The organism is Streptomyces sp. NPDC001492, assembly GCF_053597275.1.
Window position 1 is genome coordinate 14176 of record NZ_JBSFHW010000040.1, and the last position, 17961, is coordinate 32136.

Consider the following 17961-nt stretch of genomic DNA (forward strand, 5'->3'; position numbering starts at 1 on the left):
CTTCGCGGACGAAGGCCCCCGCCCGACCGACGGAGTTACTCCGCGGGCTCCACCCCGGCCCGCAGCAGCCCGTACGTGTACGCGTCCTCAAGTGCCTGCCAGGACGCGGCGATCACGTTCTCCGCGACGCCGACCGTGGACCACTCGCCGGAGCCGTCCGACGTCGAGATGAGGACCCGGGTCGTGGACTGGGTGCCGTGGACGCCCTCCAGGATGCGGACCTTGTAGTCGACGAGGTCCAGCTTGGCCAGCTGGGGGTAGATCTTCTCCAGCGCCACGCGCAGGGCGCGGTCGAGGGCGTTGACCGGGCCGTTGCCCTCCGCGGTGGCGACGATGCGCTCGCCCTTGGCGTAGAGCTTGACGGTGGCCTCGTTGGCGTGGGTGCCGTCGGGGCGGTCCTCGACGATGGCCCGCCAGGACTCGACCTCGAAGTACTTCAGCGGCTTGCCCTCGACCTCGGAGCGGAGCAGCAGCTCGAACGAAGCGTCCGCGGCCTCGTACGTGTAGCCCTTGAGCTCGCGCTCCTTGACCCGCTCGACGACCCGGCCGACCAGTTCGCGGTCGCCGCCGAGGTCGACGCCGAGTTCCTTGCCCTTGAGCTCGATCGAGGCGCGGCCCGCCATGTCGGACACCAGCATGCGCATCGTGTTGCCGACCAGCTCGGGGTCGATGTGCTGGTACAGGTCGGGGTCGACCTTGATGGCGGAGGCGTGCAGGCCGGCCTTGTGGGCGAAGGCCGAGACACCGACGTACGGCTGGTGCGTGGAGGGGGTGAGGTTCACGACCTCGGCGATGGCGTGCGAGATCCGGGTCATCTCGCGCAGCGAGCCCTCGGGCAGGACCTTCTTGGCGTACTTGAGCTCCAGGGCCGCGACGACCGGGAAGAGGTTGGCGTTGCCGACGCGCTCGCCGTAGCCGTTCGCCGTGCACTGGACGTGGGTGGCGCCCGCGTCGACGGCGGCAAGGGTGTTGGCGACCGCGCAGCCGGTGTCGTCCTGGGCGTGGATGCCGAGCCGGGCGCCGGTGTCGGCCAACACCGTGGAGACCACGGCCTGGACCTGGGCGGGCAGCATGCCGCCGTTGGTGTCGCAGAGGATGACGACGGACGCACCGGCATCCGACGCGGCCCGTACGACGGCCTTGGCGTACTCCGGGTTGGCGCGGTAGCCGTCGAAGAAGTGCTCGCAGTCGACGAACACCCGGCGGCCCTGCTCACGCAGGTACGAGACGGTGTCGCGGACCATCTCCAGGTTCTCGTCCAGCGTCGTCCGCAGGGCCAGCTCCACATGCCGGTCGTGGGACTTCGCGACCAGGGTGATCACCTCGGCGCCCGAGTCCAGGAGCGCCTTGACCTGCGGGTCCTCGCTCGCCTTCGCGCCGGCCCGGCGGGTGGCGCCGAAGGCGACGAGCTGGGCGTGACGGAAGTCGATCTCCTGCCGGGCGCGGGCGAAGAACTCGGTGTCCCGCGGGTTGGCGCCGGGCCAGCCGCCCTCGATGAAGCCCACGCCGAAGTCGTCCAGGTGCCGTGCGATCGCGAGCTTGTCGGCGACGGTGAGGTTGATGCCCTCACGCTGCGCGCCGTCGCGCAGGGTGGTGTCGAAGACGTGGAACGAATCGTCGAGCTCGCTGGTTGCGGTCATGGTGTTCAAGGCTCCTGCTGTTGGATCCCGTTGGATCGCGGTCTGTACCGGAATGACCGGCTCCACCGTCCCCAATGGTCCCTCGCGCTCCGCTCCCGGCTAGGGGTGGGCCAGAAAAGCGAAAAACCCCTCGCGGGTGCGAGAGGTCTGCGCGCGGGTCGAGGACGACGGTGTCCACCCGTACCTGGTCGTACGTGGCGGTCACTGCGGACCGGCGCGCCTGCTGCCAATAATCGTGGCGAACGAGAGCACGGGGGCAGTCTGGCACAATCCGCCCCCGTGTTCACTGTCCGTCTCAGGATGCGAGCACTGTGCTGATCAACGCAGGTGGCGGGTCAGCGCATACGGCGGACGAAGCCGTCGTAGAAGCCGTTGGTGTCGCCCGCGACGAGCCGGCCGGACTCGCTGCCGAGGCCGATACGGCGGGCGCCCGCGCTCACCGCGTACACGGCGACGGGCTCGTCCGTGACGGGTCCGCCCGTGACGGACTCGCTGACCAGGCGGGTGGAGCCGGTGCGCAGGTCGCGGAGGTAGACGTTGTCGGGCCCGGGGCGGCCGTCCGCCAGCCGCGGCTGTGCCTGATAGGTGACGTACCGGCCGTCGGGACTGAGCACGGGTTGGCTGATCCCGTCCTCGCCCGCGGGGCCGGCCTTGACCCGCCGGGTGACGTCCCGGCGCAGGTCGCGGACGTAGACCGTGGAACCGGTGCCGGGGTCCTCGCCCGGGACCAGTTCCTCGTCGCCCCAGTAGGAGAAGGCGATGGTGCGGCCGTCCGCGGAGAGCGAGGCGGGCAGCGCGTACCGCTGGGCCGGGGTGCCGTCCGGTGTGACGTTGACCTGTTCCTCGGTGCCGGTGCGGCGGTCGTGCACCCAGGTGCGGCCGTAGGAGCTGCGCGGCACCAGCTGGGTGTACGCCACATAGCGGCCGTTGTCGCTCAGGCCCTGGAGCAGGGAGGGGTTGTCCGGGCGGTCCCGGTTGCTGATCCGCTCCACGGTTCCGGTGCGGCGGTCGAGGAGATACACGATCCCGAAGAGGTCGCGGGCGTTCGTCTCCATCCGGTCGGCCTTGGCGTTGAAGGCGATGTAGCGGGCGTTCGGTGACATCACGGCGGCGGCGGTGAAGGCGGAGCCCCCGTCGAGGGCGACGCTGATCCGCTCCGTGCGGCCGGTGCGCCGGTCGTGCAGATAGACGTCCTGGGCCGCCTCGTTCGTGGGCGGGTTGTCCCAGTGGACCAGGTTCCTGGCGTTGGAGCTGAACAGCACGTACCGGCCGTCCGCGCTGATGGCCCGTGCCTCCGACCAGCCGCCGACCGCCTGCGCGCCGTCCGAGGCGACATTGACCCGCTCGACCGTCCCCCTGCGCAGGTCACGCACGAAGACGTCCGAGGTCCTGTTGGTGTCGCCCGGCACCAGATTGGACGCGTACGCCGTGAAGAGCGCGAACCGGCCGTCCGCGCTGAACTGCGGTCCGTACGCGTTGTCGTCGGCCTGCTCCCCCGTCGCCGACAACGTGACCCGTTCGATCCCCGGCCCGGGCGCCGCTGCCGCGGACGGTGACGTCGCCGTCAACGCGACCATGGCTCCCGCCACCACCGCGACGGACATCCCACGCATGACTCTGAGCACGATTCCCCCTGTGTTCCCCGTATGACGCTTGTCCCCGGCCCTGCGCCAAGGGCTCCTTTCGAGGCAAACGCACCAGACGGGACAGCGTCAATCCGCCGAATTGAGTACAACCGGGGCGCGGGCTCAGCCGTCCGCGAGCAGGCTCTCGTCCAGGAACTCCCGTACATGGCCGAGAACTTGCGCCCGGTCGGTCCCGCGCAGCCCGATCGCCACATGGATCGAGAAGCCGTCCAGCAGGGCTCGCAGCCGGGCCGCGTAACGGTCGGGGTCGACGCGGCGGAACTCTCCCCGCGACACCCCCTCCGCGATCAGCGCCACCAGGTCGCGGTGCCAGACGCCCTCGATGGCGGCCTGCCGGTCGCGGGCGTCCTCGTCGGCGTTCTGCGACCGGTTCCAGACCTCCAGCCAGAGGGTCCAGTGCGGGTCGCGGTGGCCGTCGGGGACATACAGGTCGACGTAGGCGTCGAGCCGCCCACGGGCCGTGCCGCCGCGCGCCAGCAGCCGTCCGCGCTCGGCGCCCAGCCGGCCCTCGCTCCACTCCAGGGCCTGGAGCAGCAGCTCGTCCTTGGTGCGGAAGTAGTAGAGGAGATGCCCGCTGCTCATGCCGACCTCATGGCCGAGCGCCGCCATGGTGAGCTTCTCCAGACCGCGCTCGGCGATCATCTCCATCGCGGCGGTGAGAATGCGTTCCCGGGGCGGGGCGGGGGTGCGGCGGGGGCTGCTCATACGGCGGTCACCCGGACCGCGTCGGGCAGGAAGTGCGTCTCGTACGGCCCGGTGCAGTCGGCGAAGAGGGTCGCCACGACCGCTCCGCACGCGCCGCACACCTCGTTGGGCCCCTCGCGGCCGGGCGGCCCGCAGCAGCCGATCTCCTGGAACGCGGGATTCTGCGCGAGATACCCGCGGGTGTCCCCGGGGTGGACGACCAGGGTGTCGCGCGGCCCGGCCGAGACCAGGAACCCCGGGCCGTCGGGGTCCCCCATCCAGGAGTTGCCCGGGTGGGCGATGCCGGCCCACTCCGGGTCGGGGTGCGGCACGTACGGCGCCCCGCACGCCTCCGGGTCCACGGCGTACGTCCCGCGCGGCATCGTCGCCGGGGCGCGGCGCACGCCGTCGGCGCCCTTGCTGCCGTCGTACTCCGGGCGGGCCGGTACCTCGAGCAGCGGACGCAGTGGCTCGGTCAGCCGGCCTCCGCAGGCGGCGCAGATCAGCACGTTCACCCGTATGTTCTACCTGACGGTGCTGCCCCGCGGGCCTTCACCGGACCTTCGGCTGCTGCTGCGTGATGCAGTGGATGCCGCCCCCGCCCGCGAAGATCGTCCGGGCGTCCACGAGGGTCACCGTCCGCTCCGGGAAGAGCCGGCGGAAGATCCCGGCGGCGATCTCGTCGCGCGGGTCGTCGAAGGCGCAGAGCACGACACCGCCGTTGCAGAGGTAGTGGTTGATGTAGGAGTAGTCGGCCCAGTGGCCGTCGGCCTCCAGCACGGTGGGCGCCGGGACCTCGACGACCTCCAGGCTGCGGCCCCGCGCGTCGGTCTGCGCCCTCAGCAGCCCGATGACCTCCTTCGTCACCTCGTGGTCCGGGTGCGCGGGGTCCGGCTGGGAGTGCGCGACCACGACACCGGGGCGTGCGAACGCGGCGACGATGTCGACATGGCCGAGGGTGCCGAAGACGTTGGGGGTCCCCCCACGCCCTTCAGGCAGTGGGGGAGGGTAGTCGCCGGTGAGGCCGCGGGGCAGCCAGATCGCCTTGCGCGTGCCGAGCTGCGCGTGGATCTCCGCCTCGACCTGCTCCTTCGTCCAGCCCGGGTTGCGCTCGGGGCCGAGCTGCACGGTCTCCGTGAGCAGGACCGTCCCCTCGCCGTCGACGTGGATCGCACCGCCTTCGTTGACGAGCTTCGAGGCGTACGTCCTCGCGCCCGCGAGGTCCGAGACATACGCGGCGATCTTCGCGTCGTGCTCCCAGCGGGCCCAGCCCTGGGCGCCCCAGCCGTTGAACGTCCAGTCGACGGCGGCGAGTTCACGCCCGTTCGTGAGGAACGTCGGGCCGATGTCCCGCATCCACGCGTCGTCCAGCTCGCGCTCGACCGTGTCGACGTCCGGGCCCAGCAGCGCCTGCGCGTGCGCCGACTGCCCCGGCCCGCACACCACCGTCACCGGCTCGAAGCGGCGGATCGCACGAGCGACCGCGGCCCAGGCGACGCGCGAGGCGGCGAGATCCTCCGGGTCCTCGAAGGTGGGATTCGGCCCCGGCCACGCCATCCAGGTGCGCTCGTGCGGGGTCCATTCGGCGGGCATGCGGAAGCCGTCGGCGGCAGCAGACATGAGCGGTCCTTGTCAGAGGATTCAGAGGAAGTATCAGAGGAAGTAGAGGCGGTTGAGGGAGACGGAATCGGCCGGCTGCGAGCGGACCGGCTCTCCGTCGAGGGTGACCAGTCCGGTCCGCTGGTCGACATCGACCGCTCCGGTACGGGAGTTGAGCCGCAGGTCGGCCGGTCCGATGCCGCGAGTGCCGCGCACGGCGACCCTTCTGCGCCGGGTCGGCATGGTGTCGTTGCCCTGGTCCAGGGCGGCCTGGGCGACGAAGGCGACGGAGATCTCGGCGGGCGTCGCGCCGTGCGCCCCGAACTGCGGTCCGAGGACCAGCGGTTCACAGGTGTCCGTCGCCGCGTTGGGGTCGCCGACCACGCCGTACGCGGGGAAGCCGGACTTGAGGACGAGCTGCGGCTTCGCTCCGAAGTACTCCGGCCGCCACAGCACGATGTCGGCCAGCTTGCCGACCTCGATCGAGCCGACCTCGTGCGAGAGGCCGTGCGCGATGGCCGGGTTGACGGTCAGTTTGGCCATGTACCGCAGGACGCGCTCGTTGTCGTGCTCGGCCGGGGCGCCGAACTCGGCCTTCATCTTCCCGGCCATGGCGAAGGTACGGCGGACGGTCTCGCCGGCCCGCCCCATGCCCTGCGCGTCGGACGAGGTGATGCCGATCGCCCCCAGGTCGTGCAGCACGTCCTCGGCGCCCATGGTCCCGGCGCGGATGCGGTCGCGGGCCATGGCGGCGTCGCCCGGCAGGTCGGTCTTCAGGTCGTGGACGGAGACGATCATGCCGTAGTGCTCGGCGACGGCGTCCCGCCCGAAGGGGAGGGTGGGGTTGGTGGAGGAGCCGATGACGTTCGGGACACCCGCCATCTTCAGGACGTTGGGGACGTGCCCGCCGCCGCACCCCTCGATGTGGAAGGCGTGGATGGTCCGCCCCTCCAGCACCCGCAGGGTGTCCTCCACCGACAGGCACTCGTTCAACCCGTCGCTGTGCAGGGCGACTTGGACGTCGTGCTCCTCGGCGACGCGCAACGCGGTGTCCAGGGCGCGGGTATGGGCGCCCATGTCCTCGTGCACCTTGAAGCCGCTCGCGCCGCCCTCCGCCAGCGCCTCCACCAGGGGCGCGGAGTGCGAGGACGAACCGCGCCCCAGGAAGCCGATGTTGACCGGCCAGGCGTCGAAGGCGTTGAAGGCGTGCCGCAGCGCCCAGGGCGAGTTGACGCCGACCCCCCACACGGGTCCGAACTCCTGCCCGATGAGCGTGGTCACGCCGGACGCCAGCGAGGCCTCCATGATCCGCGGCGAGAGCAGGTGCACGTGCGTGTCGACGGCACCGGCGGTGGCGATGAGCCCCTCACCCGACACGATCGAGGTACCCGTACCGACGACGACATCGACCCCGTCGAGGGTGTCGGGGTTCCCGGCGCGCCCGATCGAGCAGATCCGCCCCTCCCGGATGCCGATCGACACCTTCCGGATCCCCTGCACGGCATCGATCACCACCACATTGCTGATCACGACGTCGCAGGTCTCCCGGACGGCCGCCGCCTTGAGGTGCAGCCCGTCGCGGGCGGTCTTGCCGAAGCCGGCCAGGAACTCGTCGCCGTACCGCTGGGAGTCGGACTCGACGCGGACGGTCAGCCCGGAGTCCCCGAGCCGGATGCGGTCGCCGGCGCGGGGACCGTGGGTGGCGGCGTAGGCACGAGGGTCGATGCTCGGGCGCTGGTCGTTGCTCATCGTTCTGCTCCCAGATATCCGCAGGCGGCGGCCCTGCGCAGGGCCTCTTCCTTCGCCCCCGGCGCGTCCAGCGCCCCGTCGACGAGCCCCGCGAACCCGATCGCGACCCGCTCACCCCCGACCGGCACCAGCCCGACCTCGACGCTCTCCCCCGGCCCGAACCGCACCGACGACCCGGCGGGCACGGCGAGCCGCATCCCGTAGGCCTGTTCCCGTACGAAGTCGAGGCGCGGGTTGGCCTCGAAGAAGTGGAAGTGGGAGGTGACGGAGACCGGCACGGTGGCCGTGTTGGTCACCGTCAGCCGCACGGCCGCCTCGGGCTCGGCATGCTCGGGCCCGGGCAGCAGCGCGCCCGGCGCCTGCTCCCCCAGCCCGCCCCCGCCGATCGGATCGCTCACCACCGCGAGCCGCGAACCGTCGTCGAAGACGGCCTCGACATGCACCTCGGTGACGACGTCCGCGACGCCCGGCAGCACATCGGCCGGGCCGAGGACCGACCGGGCGCGCTCGATGGCCTCGGAGAGCCGGGCGCCGTCGCGGGCGGCCTCGCAGACGGTGTCCGCTATCAGCGCGGTGGCCTCGGGCACGTTGAGCCGAAGGCCCCTCGCCCGCCGCGCCCGGGCCAGCTCGGCGGCCCCGAAGAGCAGCAGCCGGTCGCGTTCGGTCGGTGTCAGCCGCATGTCCATCCCTCCATTTAGAGCAGCACTCTAAACATAGAAATGCGGAAGAGGAAGGTCTTGACGACCATGACGTGAAGGGTCACATTGAGTGCCGCTCTAACCCAACCGAAAGGGCCGCCATGCCGATCTCGATGGAACAGCGCGGAGTGGACACCATCCCCGAGGAGGAACGCACCAGCGGGCCCCGCGACCTCGTCTCGATCCTCCTGGGCTCCAACCTCTGTCTGGGCGTGATCATCTTCGGCTGGCTGCCGCCGTCGTTCGGCCTGGACTGGTGGTCGTCGCTGAGCTCGATCGTGGTCGGCACGGTGGCGGGCACGGCCCTGACGGCGCCCCTGGCGCTGATCTCCCTGCGCACCGCGACGAACCTCTCCACCTCCTCCGGCGCCCAGTTCGGAGTGCGCGGGCGGCTGGTCGGCTCGGTGGTCGGACTGCTCCTCGCCCTCGGCTACACGGCGCTGACCGTGTGGATCGGCGGTGACGTGATGGTGGGCGTGCTGCGGCGGCTGTTCGGTCTGCCGGTGGACGGAGTGGCGTACGCCCTGGTCTACGCGGTCCTCGCCGGGGCGACGGTCGCCGGCGCGGTGTACGGCTACCGGGTGCTGCTGGCCATGTCCCGGGTCCTGGCGATCGGCATGACGGCGCTGCTGGCGCTGGGCGTCGTCGCGTACGCCCCGCACTTCACGACGTCGGCGATCCCGGAGACCGGCGGCTACCTGCTGGGTGGCTACTGGCCGACCTGGTTCCTGGCGACGGTGGCCGCGGGCCTGTCCGGCCCGATCGCCTTCATCACCCTCCTCGGCGACTACACCCGCTACATCTCCCCGGCCCGCCACTCCTCCCGCCGGGTCCTGCACGCAACCTGGCTCGGACTGATCCTGGGCCTGCTGGTCCCCCAGCTCTTCGGCACCTTCACTGCGTACGCGGCCCGCGCGGCGGCGGACTACGCGGGCCCGCTGGTGACGGCGTCCCCCGCCTGGTACCTGATCCCGCTCCTGCTGTCCGCCTCCGCGGGCTCGGTCGGCAACGCGGGTCTGATGCTGTACTCCATGGGCCTCGACCTGGACGCGATCCTGCCGCGGGCGTCCCGGGCCCGAGCCACGTACACCGTCGCGATCGTCGCCACGGCCTGCGTCTTCATCGGCCACTACACCTGGAACGCCCAGTCGGCGATGACGTCCTTCGTCCTGCTCCTGACGGCCATCGGCACCCCGTGGGCGGTCATCACCCTCATCGGCTTCGTGCGCTGCCGCGGGGTGTACGACGCGGACGCCCTCCAGGTGTTCAACCGGCGCTCGCGGGGCGGGATCTACTGGTACCGGGCGGGGTGGAACGTGCGGGCGGCGGTGTCCTGGGCGGTGGGCGCCGGGTTCGGCCTGCTGGCGGTGTCACTGCCGTCGTACGAGGGCCCGCTGCTGTCACTGACGGGCGGGGTGGACTGCAGCTTCGTACTGTCGGGGCTGGTGGGCGGCCTGACGTACGCGGTGCTGCACCTGAGGGTGCTTCCCAAGCCCCGGCCGGCCTCCCCAGCCCGTCCGGCGCTTGAGGACGAGGCCGTCCAGGCCGAAGCGGAGCGCCTGGGGGGCGCAGCCCCCCAGTAGGGTCACCGCACCCCCCGCACAGAACCCCGCTCAGCCCTCAGCCGAGAACGTGCATCCAGCCGTGCTTGTCCTCCGCCGTGCCGCGCTGGATGTTCAGCAGGGCCTCGCGGAGCTTGAGGGTGACCTCGCCGGGCTCGCCGCCCGCCTGCTGCCACTCGGCGGTCGCGCGCTTGACGGTGCCGACGGGGGTGATCACGGCGGCGGTGCCGCAGGCGAAGACCTCCGTCAGCGTGCCGTTCTCGGCGTCGCGCTGCCACTGGTCGATGGAGACGCGGCCCTCCTCGGACTCGTAGCCGAGGTCGCGGGCGACGGTCAGGAGCGAGTCACGCGTCACGCCCTCCAGGATGGAGCCGGTCAGCGACGGGGTGACGATCTTGTCGCCGTACACGAAGTACAGGTTCATGCCGCCGAGTTCCTCGACCCACTTGTGCTCGACCGCGTCGAGGTAGCAGACCTGGTCGCAGCCCTTGGCGGCGGCCTCGGCCTGGGCGAGCAGGGAGGCCGCGTAGTTGCCGCCCGTCTTCGCGTCGCCCATGCCGCCGGGGACGGCGCGGACGCGGTCCTCGGAGAGCCAGATGGAGACCGGCTTGACGCCGCCGGGGAAGTAGGCGCCGGCCGGGGAGGCGATGACCAGGAAGAGGTACTCGTTGGCGGGCTTCACGCCCAGGCCGACCTCGGTCGCGATCATGAAGGGGCGCAGGTAGAGGGACTCCTCGCCGCCGTGCGCGGGCACCCATGCCTTGTCCTGCTGGACGAGGACGTCACAGGCCTCGATGAAGGTCTCGACCGGCAGCTCGGGCATGCCGAGGCGGTGCGCGGAGCGCTGGAAGCGGCGGGCGTTCATCTCGGGGCGGAAGGTGGCGACCGAGCCGTCCGGACGGCGGTAGGCCTTGAGGCCCTCGAAGATCTCCTGCGCGTAGTGCAGGGTCATGTTCGCCGGGTCGAGCGAGAGCGGGCCGTAGGGGACGAGCTGGCCGTCGTGCCAGCCGCGGCCCTCGGTCCACTTGATCGTCACCATGTGGTCGGTGAAGTGGCGGCCGAACCCGGGGTTCGCCAGGATCGCCTCGCGCTCCGCGTCGGAGAGCGGCGAGGCCGAGGGCTTGAGCTCGATCGTGGGCGTCGTCATGAGTGGTTGTCCTTCACCGGTTGTGTGTGACGGGCCGCGCTCACGTCCGTACGGCCGGTGGCCAGTGCCAGGACGCCCGAGCATTCCCTCATTCCGCGGCTCCGCGTTCGATTATCGCAAGGCGGGGACCGTGGAAGAAACGGCGTGAAATGCGGCCCAGGGGATGATGGTGGCACCCGGCGGGGACACAGCGGAAGCCGCCGGGTGCTGATGCGACCCGGCGGCTTCGAAAGGTTCGAGAGGCGGCGGGGGTCAGCCGGCTACTCGTACGGCCAGCGCGTCGCCGATCTCCGACGTGGAGCGGGCGGGCTTGCCGGTGCGCTCGGCGAGGTCGGCGGAGACCGCCTCGTCGATACGGGCGGCCTCGGCCTCGTAGCCGAGGTGGCGCAGGAGCAGCGCGACGGACAGGACCGTGGCGGAGGGGTCGGCCTTGCCCTGGCCCGCGATGTCGGGCGCCGAGCCGTGCACGGGCTCGAACATCGAGGGGAACTCGCCGGAGGGGTTGATGTTCCCGCTGGCGGCGACGCCGATGCCGCCGGAGACGGCCGCGGCGAGGTCGGTGATGATGTCGCCGAAGAGGTTGTCGGTGACGATCACGTCGAAACGGCCGGGGTCGGTGACCAGGTAGATGGTCGCGGCGTCGACGTGGATGTAGTCGGTGGTGACCTCGGGGAACTCCTCGGCCACCTTGTTGAAGATGTTCGTCCACAGGTGCCCCGCGAAGGTCAGCACGTTGTTCTTGTGGACCAGCGTGAGCTTCTTGCGCGGGCGGGCCTGGGCGCGGGCGAAGGCGTCGCGGACGACGCGCTCGACACCGAAGGCCGTGTTCACGGAGACCTCGGTGGCGACCTCGTGCTCGGTGCCCTTGCGGATGGTGCCGCCATTGCCGGTGTACGGGCCCTCGGTGCCCTCGCGGACCACGACGAAGTCGATGCTCGGCTCGCCGGCCAGCGGGGTGGCGACACCCGGCAGGAGCTTCGACGGACGCAGGTTGACGTGGTGGTCGAAGGCGAAGCGGAGCTTGAGCAGGAAGCCGCGCTCCAGGACGCCGGAGGGGACGCTCGGGTCGCCGATGGCGCCCAGCAGGATGGCGTCGTGCTTCTTCAGCGCGTCGAGGTCGGCGTCGGTGAGGGTCTCACCGGTGGCGTGGTAGCGCTGGGCGCCGAAGTCGTACTCCTTGGTCTCCAGCTTCACATCCTGCGGAAGGACGGCGGAGAGGACCTTCAGACCTTCGGCCACGACCTCCTGGCCGATGCCGTCACCGGGAATCACTGCGAGATTGATGCTGCGAGACATGTCGGCACCCTACTCCCCGTCCCATGGAATGACATGCCGTGTCCGCCATACGGACATGCCGGTGACGGGTGGCGCCAACTGGTCGTCGCCCGTTCACCCGTATGTCTGGCGGGCGTTGGCCATCGCTGGGAAGTTCCTTCCCATGACTGTGCCCTCCAGGGGACGGCCCCCATCAGCGGCTCCGCCGCGGGCCCCCGGACCCCCCGTACCCGACGTCGGCATCCCGCCGCAGCTCGCAAGCCGCATGAGCATGGCCGAGCAGCACGAGTACCTGCGTACCAAGCTGATCCGGCGCCGCACGCTGGTGACCGCGGGCGCGGTGGCGGCGGGCGGGCTGCTGAGCGGCTGCGGCGGTGGATCGGGAGCGCAGGGCACGAGGACCTCGGCGCCCGGGAGCCCGGCGGTGCACGGCTCGGTCGTCGCCCCGTTCGGCCGGCATCTCGCCTTCGGGGCCGACCCGAAGTCGCAGATGCGGGTCTCCTGGCAGGTCCCGCTGGCCGTGCGGAAGCCATATGTCCGCATCGGCCTGAAGCCCGAGGATCTGAGCCGGAAGATCGAGGCCGAGGTCCGCGCCCTGCACACCCCGGGCGTCACGGGCGTACGGCCGGCGCTGGAGCAGTACTACCTCCATGCGGCCCTGGACGGCCTGCGCCCCGGCACCACGTACTACTACGGCGTGGGCCACGAGGGCTTCGACCCGGCAGCCCCGAAGCACCGCTCGACGATCGGCACCTTCCGCACCGCGCCGGCCTCCCCGGAGAAGTTCGTGTTCACGGCCTTCGGCGACCAGGGGGTCAGCCAGGCCGCGGCCGCCAACGACCACGTCATCCTGCGCCAGAAGCCCGCCTTCCACCTGCACGCGGGCGACATCTGCTACGCCGACACCAATGGCCGGGGCGAGAAGTCGGACGGCTACGACCCCGCCTTCTGGGACCTGTTCCTCAAGCAGAACGAGCCGGTGGCGAGGTCGGTGCCGTGGATGGTGACGACCGGCAACCACGACATGGAGGCCTGGTACTCGCCGGAGGGCTACGGCGGCCAGCTGGCCCGCTTCTCCCTCCCGGACAGCGGCTTCGACCCGCGCACCGCGCCCGGGGTGTACGCGTTCACCTACGGCAACGTCGGCTTCGTGGCGCTGGACGCGAACGACGTCTCGTACGAGATCCCCGCCAACTTCGGCTACAGCGGCGGCAGGCAGACGAAGTGGCTGGACGAGAAGCTGGCCGAGCTGCGGTCGGCGCAGGGGATCGACTTCGTCGTCGTCTTCTTCCACCACTGCGCCTACTCGACCTCCGCGCACGCCTCCGACGGCGGGGTACGGGCGGAATGGTTGCCGCTGTTCGCCAGGCACCAGGTGGACCTGGTGATCAACGGGCACAACCATGTGTACGAGCGGACGGACGCCATCAGGAACGGCGGGGTCGGCAGGCCGGTCCCCATCGGCGCGTCGACCGACCCGGCACGGGACGGGATCGTGTACGTCACGGCGGGTGGCGGCGGCCGTGATCTGTACGGCTTCCCTGCGAAGGAGAGCTACGAGGGACACGTCACGCCCCACGACTCCGTCGACACCTTCCGCTGGACGAAGTCGAAGGCGTCCGCGCCGGAGAGCGTGGAGTGGTCGCGGGTGCGCTACCGGGGCTTCTCGCTGCTCACGGTGGAGGCGGAGAGCGGCGCGAGGCCCGCCCTGAAGGTGTCGGCGCTCACGGACAGCGGCGAGCGCATCGATCACTTCGAGGTGCGGCGCGGGGTGTGAGTCCGCGCCGCACCTCATGCGGGTGCGGCTCCCGGCTCAGTGGTGATGCCCGGCTCAGTGGCCGGTCGAACCGCCGTTGTCCCTGCGGTCCAGGGCGCGCTGGAGGGCGGCTGCGGCGTTCTTTCGGTCGGACTCGCTCGTACGGGAGAGGTGACGGACTCGGCGGCGTGCGGTCGTCTCGGCCATGGGAAATCGACTCCTTCGACATCCGGGAGTGCGGAAAGGGGTTACGAGACGCCGGATGGGGCGGGGAGCGGTGCCGCAGGGGTTGCCTGCACGGGGCACGCTCACGACCGCCATTCGCTTGGTCGAGCGAGACGTTCGGCTCCTACAAAAGTAAGCGAGCGGGCCCGGTCTGTCTCCACAATTACTCGGACTTCCTACTATCTGAGACGGTGGATTGGGTCACACGTCTCTGATCAGGTGTAATGTCGTTTTCTGCCGGACTCCAACCGAGGGAAGGGTGAGGTCATGCCCGACACGGTCAAGGCACTTCTCGAGGGCGGCCCGCAGGATCTGCCCGCACGGATCGTCCCGGTCGACACCTCCGGACCGGACCTGAAGATCGAGCTCCGGAACGGCTACGAGCACTTCAGGGCGACCTCGCGTCACGCGAACACCCCGGAAGGCAGCCTGCCGGTGTACGAGTGGTGGGAGCGGACGGAGATGCCCGGCTAGGCCACCACCGACCCGACCGCCTCCCGGAAGCCCTTCGGGTCGTCCGTCCACACCATGTGCCCCGCGTCCGGCAGGATCACCCGGCGGACGCGAGGCAGAGCACGTTCCAGGGAGTCCACGGCGGAGCGGGGGCGGATGTCCTGGGCGCCGTCGAGGATCAGGACCGGCAGATCGAGGGCGCGGCAGGCGTCGTGGAGCTCGGGAGTCCCCCAACTGCGCCCGCGTTCCTGGTTGAGGGCCTTGCCGCACTCGCGGTTGATCCCGAACCAGGGGTCGGCCATCCGTTCGGCACGCTCCAGCGCCCGCTCATGGTCCTGGAACTCGGCCGACCACTGCAGGACCGCCGACTCCCGGTCCTCGTCGTCGGATCGCACCGGCCGGTCGTCCAACTCCCGCCGGCGGGCGAGGCGTTCGGGCTGCTCGCCGAGGCGGGCGAGGAGGTTGGCCAGGAAGGCGGGGTGCCAGTCGGAGTCAGGTCCGATGCCCGTGCCGGCCACGTACACGAGCAGGCTCACCCGCTCCGGGTGCGCCAGGGCGTAGCTCAACGCGAGCTGCGCGCCCCACGAGTGGCCCAGCAGCCGCATCCGCTCAAGACCGAAGTGCCGTCGTACGGCGTCGAGATCGGCGACGAAGCGGTCGAGCGTCCAGGGACCGGTGACCTCCCGCTCCGAACGCCCGCAGCCCCGCTGGTCCCAGCGGACCACCGGCGTCAGGTCGGCGAGCAGCTCCGCCAGGTCCTCGAAGTAGTCCCAGAGCCCCGGCCCGCCGTGGCAGAGCACCAGGGGTTCGCCGGAGCCCGACCGGGCGGCCCACAGACGTACGCCGTCGTCGGCCACCACGGTCGGGCTCTCGTCCTGCTTCACCGTCATGAGGGGCAGTCTGCCCCGGTGCCGGGTCAGCCCATGTGCGGGTAGGTGTAGTCGGTCGGCGGGACCAGCGTCTCCTTGATCGCTCGGGTCAGGGTCCAGCGCATCAGGTTCTGCGGCGCGCCGGCCTTGTCGTTGGTGCCGGAGGCGCGGCCGCCGCCGAAGGGCTGCTGGCCGACGACGGCGCCGGTCGACTTGTCGTTGATGTAGAAGTTGCCGGCCGCGTAGCGGAGCTTGTCCATGGTGTACGCGGCCGCCGCGCGGTCGCCCGAGATAACCGAGCCGGTCAGCGCGTAGTCGGACACCGACTCCATCTGGGTCAGCATCTCCTCGTACTTGTCGTCCTCGTAGACGTGCACGGCGAGGAACGGGCCGAAGTACTCGGTACGGAACACCTCGTTCTCCGGGTCGGAGCACTCGACGACGGTCGGGCGGACGAAGTAGCCGACCGAGTCGTCGTAGCTGCCGCCCGCGACGATCGTGCAGGTGGGGTCGGACTTGGCGCGGTCGATGGCCGCCTTGTTCTTGGCGAACGCGCGCTCGTCGATGACCGCGCCGATGAAGTTCGAGAGGTCGGTGACGTCACCCATGGTCAGGTAGTCGACCTCGGCCGCGAACTCCTCCTTGAAGCCGGAGTTCCAGATCGACGCCGGGATGTAGGCGCGGGAGGTGGCGCTGCACTTCTGGCCCTGGTACTCGAAGGCACCGCGGGTCAGGGCGGTCTTGAGGATCGCCTTGTCGGCGCTCGGGTGGGCGACGACGAAGTCCTTGCCGCCGGTCTCGCCGACCAGACGCGGGTAGGAGCGGTACTTCTCGATGTTGTTGCCGACCGTCTTCCACAGGTACTGGAAGGTCTTGGTGGAGCCGGTGAAGTGGATGCCGGCGAGGTCGCGGTGGACCAGGGCGACCTTCGACACCTCGATGCCGTCACCGGTGACCAGGTTGATGACGCCCTTGGGCAGGCCCGCCTCCTCCAGGAGCTGCATCAGCAGCACTGCGGCGTGGGTCTGGGTCGGGGACGGCTTCCACACGACCACGTTGCCCATCAGCGCGGGCGCGGTGGGCAGGTTGCCCGCGATCGCCGTGAAGTTGAACGGCGTGATCGCGTAGACGAAGCCTTCGAGCGGGCGGTGGTCGAGACGGTTCCAGACGCCCGGGGAGTTGGCCGGGGGCTGCTCGGCGAGCAGGTCGCGGGCGTACTTGACGTTGAAGCGCCAGAAGTCGACCAGCTCGCAGGGGGTGTCGATCTCGGCCTGCTGGGCGGTCTTGGACTGGCCCAGCATGGTGGAAGCGGCCAGCGTCTCGCGCCAGGGGCCGGCGAGGAGTTCGGCCGCGCGCAGGATGATCGCGGCGCGGTCGTCGAAGGACATCGCGCGCCAGGCGGGCGCGGCGGCGAGGGCCGCGTCGATCGCGTCCTGCGCGTCCTGCTGGGTGGCGTTGGCGTACGTGCCGAGGCGTGCCTTGTGGTTGTGCGGCTGCACGACGTCGAACCGCTCGCCGCCGCCCATCCGCTTCTCGCCGCCGATGGTCATCGGCAGGTCGATGGGGTTGTCGGCCAGCTCCTTGAGCTTGGCCTCCAGGCGGGCACGCTCGGGCGAGCCGGGGGCGTAGCCGTGCACCGGCTCGTTGACGGGGGTGGGGACCTGGGTCACAGCGTCCATGGGATCCGTAACTCCTTGTACGTGAGCGGGTGTTCGGGTCAGCCCTTGGTGAGGGTCGAGCGGACGAAGAAGAGGAGGTTCGCCGGCTTCTCCGCCAGGCGGCGCATGAAGTAGCCGTACCAGTCGGTGCCGTAGGCGGTGTAGACGCGCATGCGGTGACCTTCGGCGGCGAGCCGCAGATGCTCGTCGCTGCGGATGCCGTACAGCATCTGGAACTCGTACTCGTCCAGCTTGCGCCCGGCCTTGCGGGCGAGTTCCTGGGCGATGGAGATCAGGCGCGGGTCGTGGGAGCCGATCATCGGGTACCCCTCGCCCTCCATCAGAGTCTTGAGGATGCGGACGTACGCCTTGTCGATCTCGTGCTTCTGCTGGTACGCGACCTCGGCGGGCTCCTTGTACGCGCCCTTCACGAGCCGGACGCGGCTGCCGGCGTCGGCGAGGCGTCGGGCGTCGGCCTCGGTGCGGAAGAGGTACGCCTGGATCACGCAGCCGGTCTGCGGGAAGTCCTTCCGCAGTTCCTCGTGGATGGCGAACATCGAGTCGAGCGTGGTGTGGTCCTCGGCATCGAGGGTGACGGTCGTCCCGATGGCGGCGGCGGCCTCGACGACGGGGCGGACGTTGGCGAGCGCGAGTTCGTGCCCGCCCTCCAGCGCCTGCCCGAACATCGACAGCTTGACGGACATCTCGACCCGCTCGCCGAGGCCCAGGTCGCTCAGCCGGTCGATCAGCGCGAGGTAGGCGTCGCGGGCGGCGGTGGCCTGCTCGGGGGTGGTGATGTCCTCACCGACGACGTCCATCGTCAGCTCGAGGCCCCGGCCGGTGAGGCTCTCGATGATCGGTACGACGTCGTCGACGGTCTCGCCGGGGATAAAGCGGTCGACGACCTGCTTGGTCACCGGGGCCGCCGAGATCAGGCGTCGCATCCGGTCGCTGCGCGACGCGGCAAGAATCACGGGACCCAGCACGGGGCACCTCCACA

The 17961-nt window shown here is 70.7% G+C and carries 16 protein-coding genes; 3 read left to right on the plus strand and 13 right to left on the minus strand.

Going from position 1 to position 17961, the window contains the following annotated elements:
• Positions 1-35: 35 nt before the first annotated feature.
• The 7 genes from cimA to ureA form a co-directional block, all read right to left on the minus strand.
• Positions 36-1640: a citramalate synthase gene (gene cimA / locus ACWC1K_RS37630; protein WP_450837399.1), complete on the minus strand. Its 1605-nt coding sequence runs from the start codon at positions 1638-1640 to the stop codon at positions 36-38.
• Positions 1641-1975: 335 nt separating this feature from the next.
• On the minus strand, positions 1976-3253 hold the full coding sequence (locus ACWC1K_RS37635) for a TolB family protein (protein WP_450837400.1): 1278 nt from the start codon (positions 3251-3253) through the stop codon (positions 1976-1978).
• A gap of 135 nt (positions 3254-3388) precedes the next feature.
• A complete protein-coding gene (locus ACWC1K_RS37640; protein WP_450837401.1) occupies positions 3389-3991 on the minus strand; it encodes a TetR/AcrR family transcriptional regulator in 603 nt (200 codons plus the stop codon).
• Positions 3988-4485, minus strand: a complete 498-nt coding sequence (locus ACWC1K_RS37645) for a hypothetical protein (RefSeq protein ID WP_450837402.1) — start codon at positions 4483-4485, stop codon at positions 3988-3990. The genes ACWC1K_RS37640 and ACWC1K_RS37645 overlap by 4 nt, the downstream gene beginning before the upstream one ends.
• Positions 4486-4522: 37 nt before the next feature.
• The gene (locus ACWC1K_RS37650; protein ID WP_450837403.1) at positions 4523-5590 is read right to left on the minus strand and encodes an agmatine deiminase family protein; all 1068 of its coding nucleotides are present in this window, start codon (positions 5588-5590) and stop codon (positions 4523-4525) included.
• A gap of 33 nt (positions 5591-5623) precedes the next feature.
• Positions 5624-7318, minus strand: coding sequence for an urease subunit alpha (locus tag ACWC1K_RS37655; RefSeq protein WP_450837404.1), 1695 nt, complete (start codon positions 7316-7318; stop codon positions 5624-5626).
• Positions 7315-7998 (minus strand): urease subunit gamma, encoded by a 684-nt coding sequence (gene ureA, locus ACWC1K_RS37660; RefSeq protein WP_450837405.1) that lies wholly within the window; start codon positions 7996-7998, stop codon positions 7315-7317. The genes ACWC1K_RS37655 and ureA overlap by 4 nt, the downstream gene beginning before the upstream one ends.
• A gap of 119 nt (positions 7999-8117) precedes the next feature.
• Between ureA and ACWC1K_RS37665 the strand changes: the two genes are divergently transcribed.
• The gene (locus ACWC1K_RS37665) at positions 8118-9599 is read left to right on the plus strand and encodes a cytosine permease (protein ID WP_450837406.1); all 1482 of its coding nucleotides are present in this window, start codon (positions 8118-8120) and stop codon (positions 9597-9599) included.
• A 37-nt stretch (positions 9600-9636) separates the two neighbouring features.
• On the opposite strand, the gene ACWC1K_RS37670 is transcribed toward ACWC1K_RS37665, so the two are convergent.
• A complete protein-coding gene (locus ACWC1K_RS37670) occupies positions 9637-10725 on the minus strand; it encodes a branched-chain amino acid aminotransferase (RefSeq protein WP_450837407.1) in 1089 nt (362 codons plus the stop codon).
• Positions 10726-10977: 252 nt separating this feature from the next.
• Positions 10978-12021, minus strand: coding sequence for a 3-isopropylmalate dehydrogenase (locus ACWC1K_RS37675; RefSeq protein ID WP_344404915.1), 1044 nt, complete (start codon positions 12019-12021; stop codon positions 10978-10980).
• A 250-nt stretch (positions 12022-12271) separates the two neighbouring features.
• Between ACWC1K_RS37675 and ACWC1K_RS37680 the strand changes: the two genes are divergently transcribed.
• On the plus strand, positions 12272-13777 hold the full coding sequence (locus ACWC1K_RS37680; protein ID WP_450837408.1) for a purple acid phosphatase family protein: 1506 nt from the start codon (positions 12272-12274) through the stop codon (positions 13775-13777).
• A 54-nt stretch (positions 13778-13831) separates the two neighbouring features.
• Here the strand turns inward: ACWC1K_RS37680 and ACWC1K_RS37685 are convergent, their stop codons facing one another.
• Complete coding sequence (locus ACWC1K_RS37685) at positions 13832-13963, minus strand: hypothetical protein (RefSeq protein WP_115905715.1); 132 nt, start codon at positions 13961-13963, stop codon at positions 13832-13834.
• A 285-nt stretch (positions 13964-14248) separates the two neighbouring features.
• Here ACWC1K_RS37685 and ACWC1K_RS37690 point away from each other — a divergent pair, with 285 nt between their 5' ends.
• Positions 14249-14455, plus strand: a complete 207-nt coding sequence (locus tag ACWC1K_RS37690) for a DUF5988 family protein (RefSeq protein WP_351475510.1) — start codon at positions 14249-14251, stop codon at positions 14453-14455.
• Here the strand turns inward: ACWC1K_RS37690 and ACWC1K_RS37695 are convergent.
• From ACWC1K_RS37695 to ACWC1K_RS37705, 3 genes are read right to left on the minus strand one after another with little or no spacing between them, the layout of a single operon-like run.
• Positions 14452-15324: an alpha/beta fold hydrolase gene (locus tag ACWC1K_RS37695; protein WP_450837409.1), complete on the minus strand. Its 873-nt coding sequence runs from the start codon at positions 15322-15324 to the stop codon at positions 14452-14454. The genes ACWC1K_RS37690 and ACWC1K_RS37695 overlap by 4 nt on opposite strands.
• A 26-nt stretch (positions 15325-15350) precedes the next feature.
• A complete protein-coding gene (gene pruA / locus ACWC1K_RS37700) occupies positions 15351-16982 on the minus strand; it encodes an L-glutamate gamma-semialdehyde dehydrogenase (RefSeq protein WP_450837410.1) in 1632 nt (543 codons plus the stop codon).
• Between the two features lie 38 nt (positions 16983-17020).
• Complete coding sequence (locus tag ACWC1K_RS37705; RefSeq protein WP_450837411.1) at positions 17021-17947, minus strand: proline dehydrogenase family protein; 927 nt, start codon at positions 17945-17947, stop codon at positions 17021-17023.
• Positions 17948-17961: the final 14 nt, after the last annotated feature.

Coding starts and splice junctions, on each gene's coding strand:
- ACWC1K_RS37635 (WP_450837400.1), bottom strand. CDS start 3,253: ATGCGTGGGATGTCCGTCGCGGTGGTGGCGGGAGCCATGGTCGCGTTG.
- ACWC1K_RS37680 (WP_450837408.1), top strand. CDS start 12,272: ATGGCCGAGCAGCACGAGTACCTGCGTACCAAGCTGATCCGGCGCCGC.
- ACWC1K_RS37670 (WP_450837407.1), bottom strand. CDS start 10,725: ATGACGACGCCCACGATCGAGCTCAAGCCCTCGGCCTCGCCGCTCTCC.
- ACWC1K_RS37695 (WP_450837409.1), bottom strand. CDS start 15,324: ATGACGGTGAAGCAGGACGAGAGCCCGACCGTGGTGGCCGACGACGGC.
- ACWC1K_RS37655 (WP_450837404.1), bottom strand. CDS start 7,318: ATGAGCAACGACCAGCGCCCGAGCATCGACCCTCGTGCCTACGCCGCC.
- ACWC1K_RS37675 (WP_344404915.1), bottom strand. CDS start 12,021: ATGTCTCGCAGCATCAATCTCGCAGTGATTCCCGGTGACGGCATCGGC.
- ACWC1K_RS37640 (WP_450837401.1), bottom strand. CDS start 3,991: ATGAGCAGCCCCCGCCGCACCCCCGCCCCGCCCCGGGAACGCATTCTC.
- ACWC1K_RS37665 (WP_450837406.1), top strand. CDS start 8,118: ATGCCGATCTCGATGGAACAGCGCGGAGTGGACACCATCCCCGAGGAG.
- ureA (WP_450837405.1), bottom strand. CDS start 7,998: ATGCGGCTGACACCGACCGAACGCGACCGGCTGCTGCTCTTCGGGGCC.
- cimA (WP_450837399.1), bottom strand. CDS start 1,640: ATGACCGCAACCAGCGAGCTCGACGATTCGTTCCACGTCTTCGACACC.
- pruA (WP_450837410.1), bottom strand. CDS start 16,982: ATGGACGCTGTGACCCAGGTCCCCACCCCCGTCAACGAGCCGGTGCAC.
- ACWC1K_RS37685 (WP_115905715.1), bottom strand. CDS start 13,963: ATGGCCGAGACGACCGCACGCCGCCGAGTCCGTCACCTCTCCCGTACG.
- ACWC1K_RS37650 (WP_450837403.1), bottom strand. CDS start 5,590: ATGTCTGCTGCCGCCGACGGCTTCCGCATGCCCGCCGAATGGACCCCG.
- ACWC1K_RS37690 (WP_351475510.1), top strand. CDS start 14,249: ATGCCCGACACGGTCAAGGCACTTCTCGAGGGCGGCCCGCAGGATCTG.